Annotated in this window: 15 protein-coding genes; 5 read left to right on the top strand and 10 right to left on the bottom strand. The window is 70.0% G+C overall.

Annotated elements, in window-relative coordinates:
* Window positions 1-104: 104 nt before the first annotated feature.
* The 6 genes from AB7E03_RS05980 to dapA all read right to left on the bottom strand — a co-directional run bounded on the left by AB7E03_RS05980 (window position 105) and on the right by dapA (window position 7451).
* The gene (locus AB7E03_RS05980) at window positions 105-611 is read right to left on the bottom strand and encodes a CinA family protein (RefSeq protein ID WP_489940168.1); all 507 of its coding nucleotides are present in this window, start codon (window positions 609-611) and stop codon (window positions 105-107) included.
* Window positions 598-1221 carry a CDP-diacylglycerol--glycerol-3-phosphate 3-phosphatidyltransferase gene (pgsA, locus tag AB7E03_RS05985; RefSeq protein WP_441781833.1) on the bottom strand — a complete coding sequence of 208 codons (624 nt, stop codon included), beginning with the start codon at window positions 1219-1221 and terminating at the stop codon, window positions 598-600. Before pgsA ends, AB7E03_RS05980 begins: the two co-directional genes overlap by 14 nt.
* A gap of 9 nt (window positions 1222-1230) precedes the next feature.
* The gene (locus AB7E03_RS05990) at window positions 1231-4074 is read right to left on the bottom strand and encodes an FtsK/SpoIIIE family DNA translocase (RefSeq protein ID WP_489940170.1); all 2844 of its coding nucleotides are present in this window, start codon (window positions 4072-4074) and stop codon (window positions 1231-1233) included.
* Between the two features lie 70 nt (window positions 4075-4144).
* Entirely contained in the window at window positions 4145-4636 is a 492-nt protein-coding gene (locus AB7E03_RS05995) for a GNAT family N-acetyltransferase (protein ID WP_489940172.1), read from the bottom strand.
* A gap of 86 nt (window positions 4637-4722) precedes the next feature.
* On the bottom strand, window positions 4723-6399 hold the full coding sequence (locus AB7E03_RS06000) for a ribonuclease J (protein WP_489940174.1): 1677 nt from the start codon (window positions 6397-6399) through the stop codon (window positions 4723-4725).
* Between the two features lie 74 nt (window positions 6400-6473).
* Window positions 6474-7451, bottom strand: coding sequence for a 4-hydroxy-tetrahydrodipicolinate synthase (gene dapA, locus AB7E03_RS06005; protein ID WP_441781829.1), 978 nt, complete (start codon window positions 7449-7451; stop codon window positions 6474-6476).
* A 78-nt stretch (window positions 7452-7529) separates the two neighbouring features.
* Between dapA and AB7E03_RS06010 the strand changes: the two genes are divergently transcribed.
* The 4 genes from AB7E03_RS06010 to AB7E03_RS06025 all read left to right on the top strand — a co-directional run bounded on the left by AB7E03_RS06010 (window position 7530) and on the right by AB7E03_RS06025 (window position 9916).
* Complete coding sequence (locus AB7E03_RS06010; RefSeq protein ID WP_489940177.1) at window positions 7530-7970, top strand: TlpA family protein disulfide reductase; 441 nt, start codon at window positions 7530-7532, stop codon at window positions 7968-7970.
* Window positions 7957-8463 carry a DUF4395 family protein gene (locus tag AB7E03_RS06015; protein ID WP_489940179.1) on the top strand — a complete coding sequence of 169 codons (507 nt, stop codon included), beginning with the start codon at window positions 7957-7959 and terminating at the stop codon, window positions 8461-8463. The genes AB7E03_RS06010 and AB7E03_RS06015 overlap by 14 nt, the downstream gene beginning before the upstream one ends.
* A gap of 112 nt (window positions 8464-8575) precedes the next feature.
* On the top strand, window positions 8576-9001 hold the full coding sequence (locus AB7E03_RS06020) for an OsmC family peroxiredoxin (RefSeq protein ID WP_489940181.1): 426 nt from the start codon (window positions 8576-8578) through the stop codon (window positions 8999-9001).
* Window positions 9002-9019: 18 nt separating this feature from the next.
* Window positions 9020-9916: a TIGR01777 family oxidoreductase gene (locus tag AB7E03_RS06025; protein ID WP_489940183.1), complete on the top strand. Its 897-nt coding sequence runs from the start codon at window positions 9020-9022 to the stop codon at window positions 9914-9916.
* 26 nt (window positions 9917-9942) lie between these two features.
* Here the strand turns inward: AB7E03_RS06025 and AB7E03_RS06030 are convergent, their stop codons facing one another.
* Together AB7E03_RS06030 and dapB are read right to left on the bottom strand one after the other, a co-directional pair.
* Window positions 9943-10410 (bottom strand): tetratricopeptide repeat protein, encoded by a 468-nt coding sequence (locus tag AB7E03_RS06030; protein ID WP_489940185.1) that lies wholly within the window; start codon window positions 10408-10410, stop codon window positions 9943-9945.
* A gap of 16 nt (window positions 10411-10426) precedes the next feature.
* A complete protein-coding gene (gene dapB / locus AB7E03_RS06035; RefSeq protein WP_489940187.1) occupies window positions 10427-11233 on the bottom strand; it encodes a 4-hydroxy-tetrahydrodipicolinate reductase in 807 nt (268 codons plus the stop codon).
* Between the two features lie 52 nt (window positions 11234-11285).
* On the opposite strand from dapB, the gene AB7E03_RS06040 reads away from it, so the two are divergent.
* The gene (locus AB7E03_RS06040) at window positions 11286-11780 is read left to right on the top strand and encodes a GNAT family N-acetyltransferase (RefSeq protein WP_489940189.1); all 495 of its coding nucleotides are present in this window, start codon (window positions 11286-11288) and stop codon (window positions 11778-11780) included.
* A 28-nt stretch (window positions 11781-11808) separates the two neighbouring features.
* Here AB7E03_RS06040 and AB7E03_RS06045 read toward each other — a convergent pair whose 3' ends face one another.
* Together AB7E03_RS06045 and AB7E03_RS06050 are read right to left on the bottom strand one after the other, a co-directional pair.
* Complete coding sequence (locus AB7E03_RS06045; RefSeq protein WP_441781821.1) at window positions 11809-12411, bottom strand: histidine phosphatase family protein; 603 nt, start codon at window positions 12409-12411, stop codon at window positions 11809-11811.
* 35 nt (window positions 12412-12446) lie between these two features.
* A complete protein-coding gene (locus AB7E03_RS06050; RefSeq protein WP_489940191.1) occupies window positions 12447-13805 on the bottom strand; it encodes a M16 family metallopeptidase in 1359 nt (452 codons plus the stop codon).
* Between the last annotated feature and the right edge of the window lie 96 nt (window positions 13806-13901).

The raw sequence follows: 13901 nt of genomic DNA on the forward strand, positions 1-13901 counted from the left end.
CATCCCTGCGCTCCACGATATCGAGGGCTACTGGGCTTTTCTTGTGAATGCAGCAGGTGTAACGAGACCGAAACACCGCGTATTCCCGCGGTAATCCGGGAGACTCAAACGACTGTTATGCCGAGCTCCGACGCGAGCGCCCGCACGGCCTCCGCGACGGTCTCGCGACGGATCGCGTCGCGGTCACCGGACAGCTCGAGAGCGACGGCCCGCGCCCCCTCGGACGACGCGATTCCGACGTACACCGTGCCCACGGGCCGTCCTCCCTGCGGGTCGGGACCCGCGACACCCGTGGTGGCGACACCGAGATCGGCCGGCCGCCCTCCCACCGCGAGGCGCTCGCGTACGCCCGAGGCGAGCTGACATGCCACCTCCGGGTGCACCGGACCTTCGGCCGCCAGCAGGTCGGCGTCCACTCCGAGCAGCGTGTGCTTCAGCTCCGTGGCGTAGACCACCGCTCCCCCGAGCACCACGGCCGACGCGCCGGGGACGCCGGTGAGCTCGGCCGTCACCAGGCCGCCGGTCAGCGACTCCGCCACGGCGACCGTCAGCCCCCGATCGATCAGAGTCCGGACGACCGCGACAGTGGCCGAGGACTCAGGCGAGCGCACGCTTCGCCCTTCGTCCCTTCCAGGCCTGCCAGAGGTAGTCGAGCCCCGTCCAGACGGTGAGGATGACCGCGGCGGTCATGAGGATGCCGTTCACCCAGAAGATCCAATCGCCGAAGATCGTCCAGAGCGGTACGAGCGCGAAGGAGATGGCGACGGACTGCACGATCGTCTTGATCTTGCCGCCGCGCGACGCCGCGATGACGCCCTGGCGGATGACGACGAAGCGGTAGATCGTGATGCCCACCTCGCGGACCAGGATGACGATGGTCACCCACCAGGGAAGCTCCTGCAGGATCGACAGGGCGATCAGCGCTCCCCCGGTGAGCACCTTGTCGGCGATCGGGTCGAGCAGCTTTCCGAGATCGGTGACCAGACCTTTACGCCGGGCCAGGGCGCCATCCACGCCGTCGGTCGCGATCGCGAGGATGAAGAGCAGAGCGGCCGCCCAGCGCAGCCAGCCGTCGTCGCCGCCATCGGCGAGCAGCATCCAGACGAACAGCGGGGCGAGCAGGATGCGCACCACCGTGATCGCGTTGGGCAGGTTCCAGTTGCTCACACGGTCTGCTCCGCCGTCCGCCGCGGCGGGCGGAGGCGTGTCGGGCACCGACATCGCGGTCTTCTACTCTCTGCCGGTCAGCTGCCAGGCGTCCTCGTCCGGATCGCCCTCGACCTCAGGATAGCCCGCGGTCATCTCAGCGACCGGATCGGCACCGTAGCGGTCCTCGTCGTCCGTCATCGCGGGGCCAGACGCCGACGCTGCTGCCGCTGCGGGCGCCGCCGCTGCGGGCGCCGCCGCTGCGGGCGCACCCGCCGGCGGCTCCTCACCGCGCAGGCGCGCGAGCACCTGCGGCAGCTGCTCCGCCGTCACCAGCACATCCCTCGCCTTGGATCCTTCGGACGGACCGACGATCTCCCGCGACTCGAGCAGATCCATCAGTCGGCCGGCCTTGGCGAAGCCCACTCGGAGCTTGCGCTGCAGCATGGACGTCGACCCGAACTGCGACGACACCACGAGCTCCGCGGCCGCCAAGAGAAGGTCGAGGTCATCGCCGATGTCGGAGTCGATCTGCTTCTTCTCGGCACTGACCGTGACGTCCTGCCGGTACTCCGGCTGCGCCTGACGGGTGACGTGCTGGACGACCTTCTGGATCTCGTCCTCGTTGACCCACGCGCCCTGCACGCGGATCGCTTTCGAGGCACCCATCGGCAGGAAGAGCCCGTCGCCCTGTCCGATCAGCTTGTCGGCTCCGGGCTGGTCGAGGATGACGCGGGAATCGGTGACACTGGTGACCGCGAACGCCAGCCGCGAGGGGACGTTGGCTTTGATGAGGCCGGTGACGACGTCCACCGACGGCCGCTGCGTCGCGAGCACCAGGTGGATGCCGGACGCGCGCGCCAACTGCGTGATACGGACGATCGAGTCCTCCACGTCTCGCGGAGCGACCATCATGAGGTCGGCGAGCTCGTCGACCACGACCAGGAGGTACGGGTAGGGCTTGAGCTTGCGCTCGCTCCCGGCGGGCAGCACGATCTCGTCGTTGATGACGGCCTTGTTGAAGTCGTCGATGTGGCGGAAGCCGAAGCTGGCGAGGTCGTCGTACCTCATGTCCATCTCCTTCACGACCCACTGCAGCGCTTCCGCTGCCTTCTTGGGGTTCGTGATGATGGGCGTGATCAGGTGCGGGACGCCGCCGTAGATGGTCAGTTCCACCCGCTTCGGGTCGATGAGCACCATCCGCACCTCGGACGGCTTGGCCCTCATCAAGAGGCTCGTGATCATCGAGTTCACGAAGCTCGACTTGCCGGAGCCGGTGGAGCCCGCCACGAGGAGGTGGGGCATCTTCGCCAGGTTGGCGACGACGAAGCCGCCGCCGACGTCCTTGCCGACGCCGATCGTCATCGGGTGGGTGCTCTTGGCGGCCGCGGGCGAGCGGAGGATGTCACCGAGCGAGACGATCTCACGGTCGCTGTTCGGAATCTCGACGCCGATCGCGCTCTTGCCCGGGATGGGCGAGAGGATGCGGACCTCATTGCTGGCGACCGCGTACGACAGGTTCTTGCTCAGCGCGGTGACGCGCTCCACCTTGACGCCCGGGCCCAGCTCGATCTCGTACTGGGTGACCGTCGGCCCGCGCGAGTACCCGGTGACCTTCGCATCCACCCCGAACTGTGTGAGAACGGTGGTGATCGCCGCGACGATCTCATCGTTCGCGCCCGACCTCGTCTTCGCGGGCGTTCCGGCGGAGAGCATGGAGGCGGACGGCAGGTTGTACGGGGCTGTCGGCTGCGGGAGGGCGGGAGCCGCGGCTTCCTCGTCGAATTCATCGACGACCGCCGAGCCGGCAGGGAAGCCGGGCAGCACCGCCGGCGCGCCCGGCGTCCCGGTCATGGGCGGAAGGGGCGCCACCGCGGTGGGCGGCTGCTCGCCCGTGAATCGCTGCAGCGCGTCCTCCGCGTGAGCGAGCTCGCTCAGCACCTCGGTGTTGTAGTGGTCGCTGGCCGGGTCGGGCTCGAGCGCGGTCGCGAATTCGCCCTTGCCGCGCCCGCCCGCGCCGAACACATCGGTCAGGCCGTCCGCGGGCGCGTCACCGTAGTCCGGGTCTTCTTCGCGCTGCGACTTGTTGCGCCGCCACCAAGGGAGGTTCGCCTCGGGCTCCGCCTCGTCGTCGATGCCGTCGAGTTCGACCTGCTTCGACTTGGCGCCCTTCGCGGACTCCTTCGCCTCCAGACGCTCGTCCTCCGTCGGCAACTGGGCACCGAAGAGGTAGGCGTAGAGCTCGCGGATGCGCGCGGGCAGCTTGTTGGGCGGCGTCTTGGTGATGATGAAGAGGCTCAGGATGAGCAGGAGGATCACGACCGCGCCCGCGCCGTACGGTGTGATGACCAGGGACAGCGGCGCGGCGATCAGCCAGCCGAGAACGCCGCCGGCCTGAGCGAGGGCGGCCATGCCGTCGCTCGGCGAAGGATGCGGGCTGAACAGGTGGCACAGGCCCGAGACCATGAGAAGCAGGATGCTCAGACCGATACCGATGCGCGTGTTGTCGTGTACGGAGCTCGGATGCCGGAACAGCCAGGCGGCGAACAGCACCATGACGACCGGGAGCGCGAACGCGACCCGCCCGAACAGCCCGCCGAAGGTCCAGGCGTCGAGCGTCCGGGCCACCTGGTCGTTGATGAGGAACCACTCCACGACCGCGCCTGCGATCGCCAGGAGCACCAGGAAGAAGGGGAAGCCGTCGCGGCGCTCCTCCTTGCTGAGCTTTTCAGGACCGAGCGCACGGAAGGCAGCGCCCGTGAGGTGCGCCAACCCCATCCAGCCCCGGATGAGCGGACTGGGACCCGCGTCAGCTGCCGGGTAGGCGACCGTCTTCTGCGGAACGGTCTTCGACGCCGGTTTGCGCGCGGTCGACCCGCCGCGACCGGAGCCCCGGGCGCGGGAATTCGACTTGGTGCTCGTGGCCATGGGATCAACGGTACGTCGTACCCCTGTCATCACGCGGTTCCCGCGCCTGCTTTGTGGAAAATCGGCCCCGTCAGCGGACCGTGCGCACCATCGTGTCGGCGCCGTCCCGGGAGGCGACGATCACGTACCCCTCGCTCAGGTAGAGACGTTGGGCGAAGTTCGCCCGCTCCACGCTCAGGCTGAGCCGCGCATGCCCGCGCGCGGCGGCCGTGCGCCCGAGTTCCCGCAGGAGTGATCGACCCGCGCCCTGGGCGCGCCACTGCGGATACACGCCGAGGGTGAGTTCTGGCACCCCGGCAGCGACGAATCCGTACCCCGGGTGGTCCGCCGGAAAGAGCCGCGCCCAGCACGCGCCGACGGCGACGCCCCTCGCGTCCTCGGCCACGCAGCCGAAGTCGCCGGGGCGCTGCCAGCCGACCACGTAGTGCCGGACTGCAGGGTCGTCGAGCACCGTCAGCCGGGACCGCGCACGTACCGGATTCCAGTTGGCGGCTTCTACCAGCATGTCCGCGAGCACGCGCGCATCCTGCCGGGTGGCCGGACGGATGCGGAACGAGTTCATGCACGAACGCTACCCGCGGCCGTGTTTCCCGCGGGTAACGTTCCTGGCGGAAGTGCTGGATCGGGCCCCGAGATCGGGCCCCGAACTCAGGCCTCGATGACGAGCGGGACGATCATCGGACGCCGCCGGTAGCTCGTGTTGACCCAACGGCCGACCGTGCGGCGCACGACCTGCGAGAGCGCGTGGGAATCGCGGACACCGTTCTGGGCGGCCTCCGCGAGAGCCGCGGCGATCTTCGGCTTCACGGTGTCGAACACCGCGTCGTCCTCCGCGAAACCGCGGGCGTGGACCTCGGGCCCGGTGACGATGCGTCCGGTCGCGGCCTCCACGACGACGATGATCGAGATGAAGCCCTCCTCGCCGAGGATGCGACGGTCCTTCAGATCGGCGTCGGTGATCTCGCCGACGCTGGAGCCGTCGACGTAGACGAAGCCGAGGTCCAGCTGGCCCACCACACGAGCGAGACCGTCGCGCAGGTCGATGACGGAGCCGTCCTCCGCGAGGATCGTGTTCTCCTCCGGCACGCCGGTGTCCATCGCGAGCCGTGCGTTGGCCACCAGGTGGCGGTACTCGCCGTGCACCGGCATCACGTTCTTCGGCTTCAGGATGTTGTAGCAGTAGAGCAGCTCGCCCGCGGCCGCGTGGCCCGAGACGTGCACCTTGGCGTTGCCCTTGTGGACGACGTTGGCGCCGAGCTTGGTGAGCCCGTCGATGACGCGGTACACCGCGTTCTCGTTGCCCGGGATGAGGCTGGAGGCGAGGATGACCGTGTCGCCGTGGCCGACCTCGATCTGGTGATCGAGGTTCGCCATCCGCGCGAGCACCGCCATCGGCTCGCCCTGGGACCCGGTCGACATGTAGACGATCTGGTCGTCGGGAAGGTCGGCGGCCTTCTTGTAGTCGATGAGCACGCCCTCGGGCACCTTGAGGTAGCCGAGGTCGGCGGCGATGGTCATGTTGCGGACCATCGAGCGGCCCAGCAGCGCCACGCGCCTGCCGTTGGCGGCCGCCGCGTCGAGCACCTGCTGCACCCGGTGCACGTGGCTGGAGAAGCTGGCGACGATCACCCGGCGGGGCGCTCGGGCGATGACGGTATCGAGCACCGGGCCGATCGAGCGCTCCAGCGGGGTGAATCCGGGCACGTCGGCGTTCGTGGAGTCGGCGAGGAAGAGGTCGACGCCCTTCTCCCCCAGCCGGGCGAAGGCGCGCAGGTCGGTGATCCGGTCGTCCAGCGGCAGCTGGTCCATCTTGAAGTCGCCCGTGTGGAGGACGACGCCCGCCGGTGTCGTGATCGCGACGGCGAGCGCATCCGGGATGGAGTGGTTGACCGCGACGAACTCGAGCGAGAACGGGCCGAACTGCTCGACATGCCCCTCCTTCACCGTCAGCGTGTACGGCTGGATGCGGTGCTCCTTGAGCTTCGCCTCCACGAGGGCCAAAGTCAGGCCCGATCCGATGAGCGGGATGTCACGGCGCAGTCGCAGCAGGTAGGGGACGGCGCCGATGTGGTCCTCGTGGCCGTGCGTCAGCACGACGCCGACCACGTCGTCTAGTCGGTCGCGTACCGGCGAGAAGTCGGGGAGGATCAGGTCGACGCCCGGCTGGTCCTGCTCCGGGAAGAGCACGCCGCAGTCGACGATGAGGAGCTTGCCCTCGTATTCGAAGACGGTCATGTTGCGGCCGATTTCCCCCAGGCCGCCGGTGGGGATGATACGGAGTGTTCCAGGTTCGAGCGCAGGAGGCTCGGCGACGGAGATGGGCATGTGCCCTCCTATTTCTGTGTTCTGGCAGCGGGGCTTCGCGCACCCGCCCTATTTCTCGGCCGCTCGTGCGGCCGTCAGCGTGTGGTCCCGGCGATCTTCGGGAGCGCTCCGCCCGCGGCCGCGTTGCGGTCTGGGCGGAAGTTGGAGAAGTCGACGCCGGGAATGTCTTTGACGAGGTCGAGCTCGTCCTCGATCTGGGCGGCCTCCCACTCCTCGGGCCCGACGAGCGGCAGTCGCACGCGGGGGCTCGAGATGCGGCCGAGGCCGTGGAGGATGTACTTCGCGGCCACTGTACCGGGCACGTGCGTCATCACGGCGCGCACCAGCGGCTCCAGCTTCATGTGGGCCGCCGTGGCCGTGGCCAGGTCGCCTGCGTTCACCGCGTCGACGATCTGCCGGTATGGCGTCGGGGCGATGTTCGCCGTCACGCCGATGAGCCCGCTCGCGCCGATGGCGAGGTGCGGCAGCACGTTGGCGTCGTCGCCCGAGAAGTACATCAGGTCGGTCTGGTTGAGCACGCGGCTCACCTCACTGAAGTCGCCCTTCGCATCCTTGATCGCGAGCACGTTGGGGTGCTTGGCGATCCGGAGGATGGTCTCGTACTTGATCGGGACCCCGGTGCGGCCCGGGATGTCGTAGAGGATGACCGGCAGGTCGGTGGAGTCGGCGATCATCCGGAAGTGCGTGAGGATGCCCGCCTGCGTCGGCTTGTTGTAATACGGCGTGACGACCATGACGCCGTCGGCGCCGGCTTTCTCGCTGTGCTGGTACAGCTGGATGGCGTGGGCCGTCTCGTTCGAGCCTCCACCGGTGATGATCTTGGCGCGGCCGTCGGCCACCGACTTGCCGACCTCGACGAGGCGCAGCTTCTCGGGGTCGGTCAGCGTGGAAGTCTCGCCGGTCGTCCCAGTGACGACGATGCCGTCGGCACCCGCCTGGATCACGTCGTCGATGTGCTTCTCGACCGCCGCCCAGTCCACTTCGCCGTCGGCGGTGAACGGGGTGACCAGGGCGACGAGCACCTGGCCGAACGGGTTCTGGTGAGCAGCCATGGTTCCAGGCTATCGGGTCGCCGTCACGGGGCGACACATTCGCTGCGCTGGGGAGAACTGCGGCGTAGCCTCCCGGCTGTGAACGGATTCGCGGCGCTCGGCATCCTGCTCGGGCTCGTCGCCGTCGTGACGGCGGCAGGCGTCGCCTGGCGTGCGACCTCGGGCCGCGTGCGTGCGGCCCGTCCGGGCGAGACGGTCACCCCGGCCGATGTCGCGGCCGAAGCGTTCGGCCCGCGGGCGACGCTGTTGCAGTTCTCGACCGACTTCTGCGCACCGTGCCGTTCCACCGCCCGGGTTCTGGGTGCCGCCGCGGACGACCTCGACGGCGTGCGCCATGTGGAGGTGGACCTCACGAGCCGGCCAGACCTCGCAGGCCGTTTCGGCATCCTCCAGACCCCCACCACTCTCGTGCTCGACGCGTCCGGCGCCGTTCGCGCCCGGATCGGCGGCGCCGCACGCCCGGACGCCGTCCGTGACACCCTCCACACCATCCTCGGGAGCGACCATGCCACAGCCTGACCCCACGGTGAGCGCCGGGACCGCCGGAGCCGCCGCAACCGCCGCCGGAATCGATCCCCGATCGCCGCGGTTCGGCGCCGGGATCACCGCAGTGCTCCTCCTCGCCGACCTGTTCCTCTCCCTCGTCGGGGCGACCGTCGCCGCCTTCGTGCTGCTCCTCGCCATTGCCCTGCTCTTCGCCTGGGGCGCTTTCGCCGGGGTGCGGCGGCATCCCTACGGCGTGCTCTTCCGCCGCTTCGTCCGCCCGCGTCTCGCTGCTCCGTCCGAGCTGGAGGATCCGGCTCCCCCGACGTTCGCCCAGGCGGTCGGGCTCCTCGTCACCGGGCTCGGGCTCGTGCTCCACCTCGCCGGCGTGCCACTGGCCCTTCCGATCGCCGCGGCGCTCGCCTTCGCCGCCGCGTTCCTCAACGCGGTCTTCGCCTACTGCTTGGGCTGTCAGCTGTACCTCCTGCTTGTGCGGGCGCGCCTGATCCGCCGCCGCGCGGATGCCTGAACACGCCCCAGCCGGGAATCCGCCGAACGCCCGGTGACGGTGTCGGACCCGGTCAGTAGTGTGGGTCGGGCCCGGCCGCGCTCGGCGGCCCGGGCATCCCTAGGAGGTCTCCATGGCAGTCACGAGCGAATCCACCACCGTCTGGAACGGCGATCTCACGAGCGGCTCGGGCACCGTCACGCTCGACTCGTCGCACGCCGCGGAACTCGACGTGAACTGGAAGGCCCGCTCGCAGGGCGGCGCCGAGGTCACCACGCCCGAGGAGTTGCTGGGAGCAGCGCACGCCGCCTGCTTCTCGATGGCGTTCTCGAACGTTCTGGCGCAGTTCGGCAACGCTCCGGAGAGCATCCGCACCACCGCCGCCGTGACGTTCGACCCGGCGCAGGGCATCACCGGCAGCCACCTGCAGGTCGTCGCCACGGTGCCCGGGCTGTCCGAGGAGGACTTCCAGCGCCTCGCCGATGAGGCGAAGCGCACCTGCCCCGTCTCGCGCGCGCTGGTCGGCATCCCGATCACCCTCGACGCGTCCCTCTCCTGAGTCCGGGACGCTAGCGACATGCGGGTGCTCCTCGCCGGATCCTCCGGCATGATCGGCAGCGAACTCCGCGCCCAGCTCGCGGCCGCGGGCCACGAGACCAGGCGACTGGTGCGGCACGACCCCGGCTCACCGGACGAGTTCCGCTGGTCGCCGGAGGAACGCCAGGTCGACGTCGACCTGTTCGAGTGGGCGGACGCGGTGATCGGCCTGTCGGGCAGCTCGCTGCAGCACCTGCCCTGGACACGAGCGACCAAGCGGCGCATCCTCTCCTCCCGGCTGCAGGCGACCGGCACCCTGGCCGAGGGGATGCGTCGGGCCGACGATCCGCCCCGCGTCTTCGTGAGCGGGTCGGCGGTCGGTTACTACGGAGACCGGCCCGGCCAGCAACTGACCGAGTCGGCGAGCAAGGGCCGCGGCTTCCTCACCGACGTCGTGGACGCCTGGGAAGCGGCCGCGCGCCTGGCCCCCACGGCGACGCGTGTCGCGTTCGCCCGCACCGGCGTCGTGATCGGCCGGGGCGGTGCGCTCACGCCACTTCTTCCGATCGCGAAGGCCGGCCTCGCCGGCCCGCTCGGAAGCGGACGCCAGCACTGGCCCTGGGTCAGCCTGCACGACGAAGCGGCGGCGCTCATCCATCTGCTCATGTCGACCCTCGAAGGCCCGGTGAACATCGCCGGACCGACCCCGGCGACCGCGGGCGAGGTGGTGCGAGCGCTCGCCCAGGCGGTGAGACGCCCGTACTTCGTCCCCGTCCCGAAGTTCGCCATCGAACTGGCACTGCAGGAGGCGGGGCGCGAGCTGCTGCTCGCCGATCAGCTGGTCGTCCCAGAGAAGCTGCTCGCCGACGGCTTCGCCTTCCGCGATCCGACGGTCGAAGACGCTATGGACCGCCTCGTGGAGGTGCGCGCCGCCTAGTCGCAGCGTGCCAAGCGGCAGCTCGCCTAATGGGCCGGGGTATCGCCCGAGGCGACTCTCGTGCGCTCCAGCCGGATCGCCTGACGGAGCGCTGCCCTCGCGCGACGGCGATCTCCGGACGCGTCGTAAGCGAGCCCGAGCCGGAACCACGCCCGCCAGCTCTCCGGAGCAGCCTCCACCTCGGCGCGGTACTGCGGGAATTGCTCGTCCGCCGCATCGCGCAGCGGACGACCGCTGACCCGGGTCGGGAGGTCCTCCACGGGGAGGCCGCCCTCCGCATCCAGCTGTCGCACGAGCCGTTCGGTGCGCGCGCCGAACAGCAGCTCACGCCCGATCGCCCACGCCGCGACGATCGGCAGTACCAGGAGCGCGACGCCCATGGCGATCGCGATCCCCTCACCGGTCGCGATCAGCATCACCGCCCGCTGCCCCGCCAGCACCAGGTAGACCAGCAGGATGATCGCCATGACGATGGCGGCCAGTCGGTTCCTCATGCGCGCTGCCGCCTTCTCATCGGGCCGGGTCCGTGCCGTCGTCCCCGGCGTCGCGCACCGTGCGCCGGGGCGGTTCGCCGTTCGGCTCCGCGATCCCGAGGTCGATGAGCTTGTCGAGGCCGACGGTGACGCCGGTCGCCGTGGCGGCGGCGCGCAGCGCCAGCAGGATGCCGGTCTCGTACGCCTCCGAGCCGACCGTGTCGTGCCGGATCGTCAGCTGCTCCCCCACTCCGCCGAAGATGACCTGCTGCTGGGCGACGACGCCGCGCATGCGGAGGCTGTGGATGGGCACGCTCGCCACCTGCTGCCCGCGGGCGCGCTGGTCGGAGTGCGGGGCCTCCACGGGCCCCTTCGCCGCCCGGGCGGCGCCGATCAGCTCGGCGGTGCGCACCGCGGTGCCGGAGGGGGAATCCGTCTTGCCCGCGCCGTGCGCCTCCACGATCTCGATCGAGTCGAAGAACCGTGCTGCGACGGTGGCGAAGGCGGTGCCGAGGGCGGAGCCGAGGGAGAAGTTCGGGATGACGACGGCTCCGGTGCCCTCGTTCTTCGCGACCCGTCGCTCCAGGTCGAGGATGCGGTCCGCCGACCAGCCGGAGGTCCCGACCAGCACGCGGAGGCCGTGGTCGACCGCGAAGGCGACGATGCCCGGGCTGACCTGCGGCAGCGTCATGTCGACGAGCACATCGGCGCCCAGCATGTCCTCCAGCGGCGAGCGCGAGCCGAGCTGCGCCACGAGTTCGAGGTCGTCCGCCTGCTCGATGAGGCGCACCGCCACGCTTCCCAGTTTTCCGGTCGCTCCGGCGACGGCCACGCGAATGCTCACTCCCCCAGCCTACCTGCGGGGCCTGGGCACCCGTCGGGGATACGCTGGGCCGATGGTGTCTTTCGCAGACGTCGCCGTCACCGACGCGACCGCCCATCGCATGCTGTCCGACTACTTCGCCGAGCGTGCCGAGACCTTCCCGACCGTGCAGGGCGCCTACAGGACCTCCTTCCCGGACCCCGGGCAGTTCGTCGCGCCGAACGGCGTCTTCCTGCTCGCCTACGACGACGGCGCCGAGGTCGGCTGCGGCGGCATCCGTGAACTGCCCATCCCGCTCGCGGAGCGTGAGGAGGGCCCGCCGGTCGTGCGCTACGAGATCAAGCACCTGTGGGTGCCGCCGTCGCGTCGCGGGAACGGTTTCGGCCGTGCCATCCTCGCCGAGCTGGAGCATCGCGCCCGCGGATTCGGCGCCACCGAGATCGTGCTCGACACCAACGCGAGTCTGGAGGCCGCCGGCGGCCTCTACCGCACGCACGGCTACGAGCCCATCCAGCCGTACAACGACAACCCGAACGCGACGGACTGGTTCCGCAAGCAGCTCACCTGAGCCGCGCTCCTGCCCCACACGCGACGCGTCAGACCGGCTGGAGTTCCGGGAGGCCGGTGCGCAGCTCGACCGGCAGATGGCCGAGGTCGTTGTGCACCACCAGCACCGGCGGCTTCGCGGATCGCACCCGGATGATCGTGAGCCCGCAGTTCGCCTGGTTCAGCCCCAGCCAACGCCAGGCCGGAGCGTCGAACACGTGACGCACGAACCAGCCGATCACGAAGTTGTGCGTCACCAGCAGGTCGTGCCGGTCTCCGATCGCAGGAGTCAGGAACTCGTGGACCGCGTCCTCCATCTGAGCGCGCCCCGCCTCGATCTCGGCCTCGGTGACCGGGCCGAAGAACGACTCGAACGCCTTCGGCATGTCGGGCGTCGGCCCCGAGGGGATGCAGTCGAACAGCAGGCTCGACGGCTGCGGAACCAGCGCAGGCATCCGCTCGGCCATGATCGCTGCGGTCTCGGTCGCCCGATTGAGCGGCGAGTGGTACATCGCCGTGAACGGGATGCCGCTCAACCGCTCGGCGATGAGCTGCGCCTGACGCTTGCCCCGCGGAGAGAGCGGGCCGTCCGGAAGACCGTGCTCGGCATCCTGCTGCTCGCCGTGGCGCACGAGGTAGAGGTAATGGGGCACGTTGGACCTTTCAGGTGGAACGGATGGAAGGCGGGTCAGGGGACGAGACCGGCGAACACGTCGTCGGTCAGCGTCCCCACCGCGGCGATGGAGACCGGCCGGCCCGCCAGGTCGGCGGCGAGGGCCTGCACGTCGTCGGCGGTGACGAGGTGCAGTCGGCGGAGGCTCTCATCGAGATCGGCGAACTCGCCGAGGGTGATCTCTGCCCGGCCGAGCCGGGACATGCGGGTGTCGGAGTCCTCGAGGGCGAGCGCGGCCCCGCCGGAGAGCTGGCCGACGGCGCGGCGCAGTTCGTCCGCGGTGACGCCGCCGGAGGCGAGTCGCTTAAGCTCGTCGAGCATCAACTCGGCGACCTGGCGCGCCTTCGCCGGCGCGCATCCGGCATACAGGCCGAAGACACCGGCGTCGGAGTAGGAGCCGGAGAAGGAGTAGACCGCGTACGCGAGGCCCCGCCGCTCGCGGACCTCCTGGAACAGCCGGCTGGACATCCCGCCCCCGAGGACGGAATTGAGGACGCTCATCGTGGTGCGGCGCTCGTCGGTGGCGAGGAGGCCCGGCATCCCGATCAGCAGGTTCGCCTGCTCGGTGGGGCGCTCCACGGTGACGATGGCGCTGCCGCGCTCGATCGGCGCCGGGGAAGAACCGCGGCGAGCCACCGGGGCGGCAGCGAGGTCGAGGTCCCAACCGGCCGACGTCAGGGCGCTCTCGACTCCGGCGACCAGGAGGTCGTGGTCCACGGCGCCCGCCGCGGTCACGACGAGGTCCTGCGGGCGGTAGTTGGCGCGGTAGTGCTCCCAGACCCGGTCGCGGGTGGCGGCGCGGATGGTGTCAGGGCGGCCGCCGATCGGACGGCCGAGTGGATGCTCCCCCAGGACCGCGCGGAACATCCGCTCGTTGGCGACGTCACCCGGGTCGTCTTCGGCCATCGACAGCTCTTCGAGGATGACACCGCGCTCGTTCTCGAACTCGGCGGGATCGAGCACCGACGAGGTCAGCATGTCACCGATGACTTCGACGGCCATGGCGAGGTCGCGGTCCTGCACCTTCGCGTAGTAGCAGGTGTACTCCTTGGCCGTCATGGCGTTGTGCTCGCCGCCGACCGAGTCGAAGCTCACGGCGATGTCGAGCGCGGTGCGCGTCTTCGTGCCCTTGAAGAGGAGGTGCTCGAGGAAGTGGGTCGAGCCGAGCGTGCCGGGGTGCCCGGCGTGCCCCTCGCTCTCGTCTCGCGAGCCGACGGCCACCCAGTAGCCGAGCGTGGCGCTGCGGGCGCCGGGAACCTGTTCGCTGAGGATGCGGATGCCGCTTGGGAGTACGGTTCGACGGACCAGCGCTTCGCCGGACGCAGCGAAGGTGAGGTCGGCCATACCGAGCGGAAGGTCGACTGCGCTGTTCATCTCTTCCACCCTACGCCAGACCGACTCCGCCACCGGTCTGGGAAATTGCGGACAAACAGACTGGTCTGTCTACGGGTATACTGAGGGGAGCCACCG

This window comes from Leifsonia sp. RCC_180 (assembly GCF_058138205.1).

Coding starts and splice junctions, on each gene's coding strand:
- pgsA (WP_441781833.1), bottom strand. CDS start 1,221: ATGTCGGTGCCCGACACGCCTCCGCCCGCCGCGGCGGACGGCGGAGCA.
- AB7E03_RS05990 (WP_489940170.1), bottom strand. CDS start 4,074: ATGGCCACGAGCACCAAGTCGAATTCCCGCGCCCGGGGCTCCGGTCGC.
- AB7E03_RS05995 (WP_489940172.1), bottom strand. CDS start 4,636: ATGAACTCGTTCCGCATCCGTCCGGCCACCCGGCAGGATGCGCGCGTG.
- AB7E03_RS06000 (WP_489940174.1), bottom strand. CDS start 6,399: ATGCCCATCTCCGTCGCCGAGCCTCCTGCGCTCGAACCTGGAACACTC.
- dapA (WP_441781829.1), bottom strand. CDS start 7,451: ATGGCTGCTCACCAGAACCCGTTCGGCCAGGTGCTCGTCGCCCTGGTC.
- AB7E03_RS06015 (WP_489940179.1), top strand. CDS start 7,957: ATGCCACAGCCTGACCCCACGGTGAGCGCCGGGACCGCCGGAGCCGCC.
- AB7E03_RS06020 (WP_489940181.1), top strand. CDS start 8,576: ATGGCAGTCACGAGCGAATCCACCACCGTCTGGAACGGCGATCTCACG.
- AB7E03_RS06025 (WP_489940183.1), top strand. CDS start 9,020: ATGCGGGTGCTCCTCGCCGGATCCTCCGGCATGATCGGCAGCGAACTC.
- AB7E03_RS06030 (WP_489940185.1), bottom strand. CDS start 10,410: ATGAGGAACCGACTGGCCGCCATCGTCATGGCGATCATCCTGCTGGTC.
- AB7E03_RS06040 (WP_489940189.1), top strand. CDS start 11,286: ATGGTGTCTTTCGCAGACGTCGCCGTCACCGACGCGACCGCCCATCGC.
- AB7E03_RS06050 (WP_489940191.1), bottom strand. CDS start 13,805: ATGAACAGCGCAGTCGACCTTCCGCTCGGTATGGCCGACCTCACCTTC.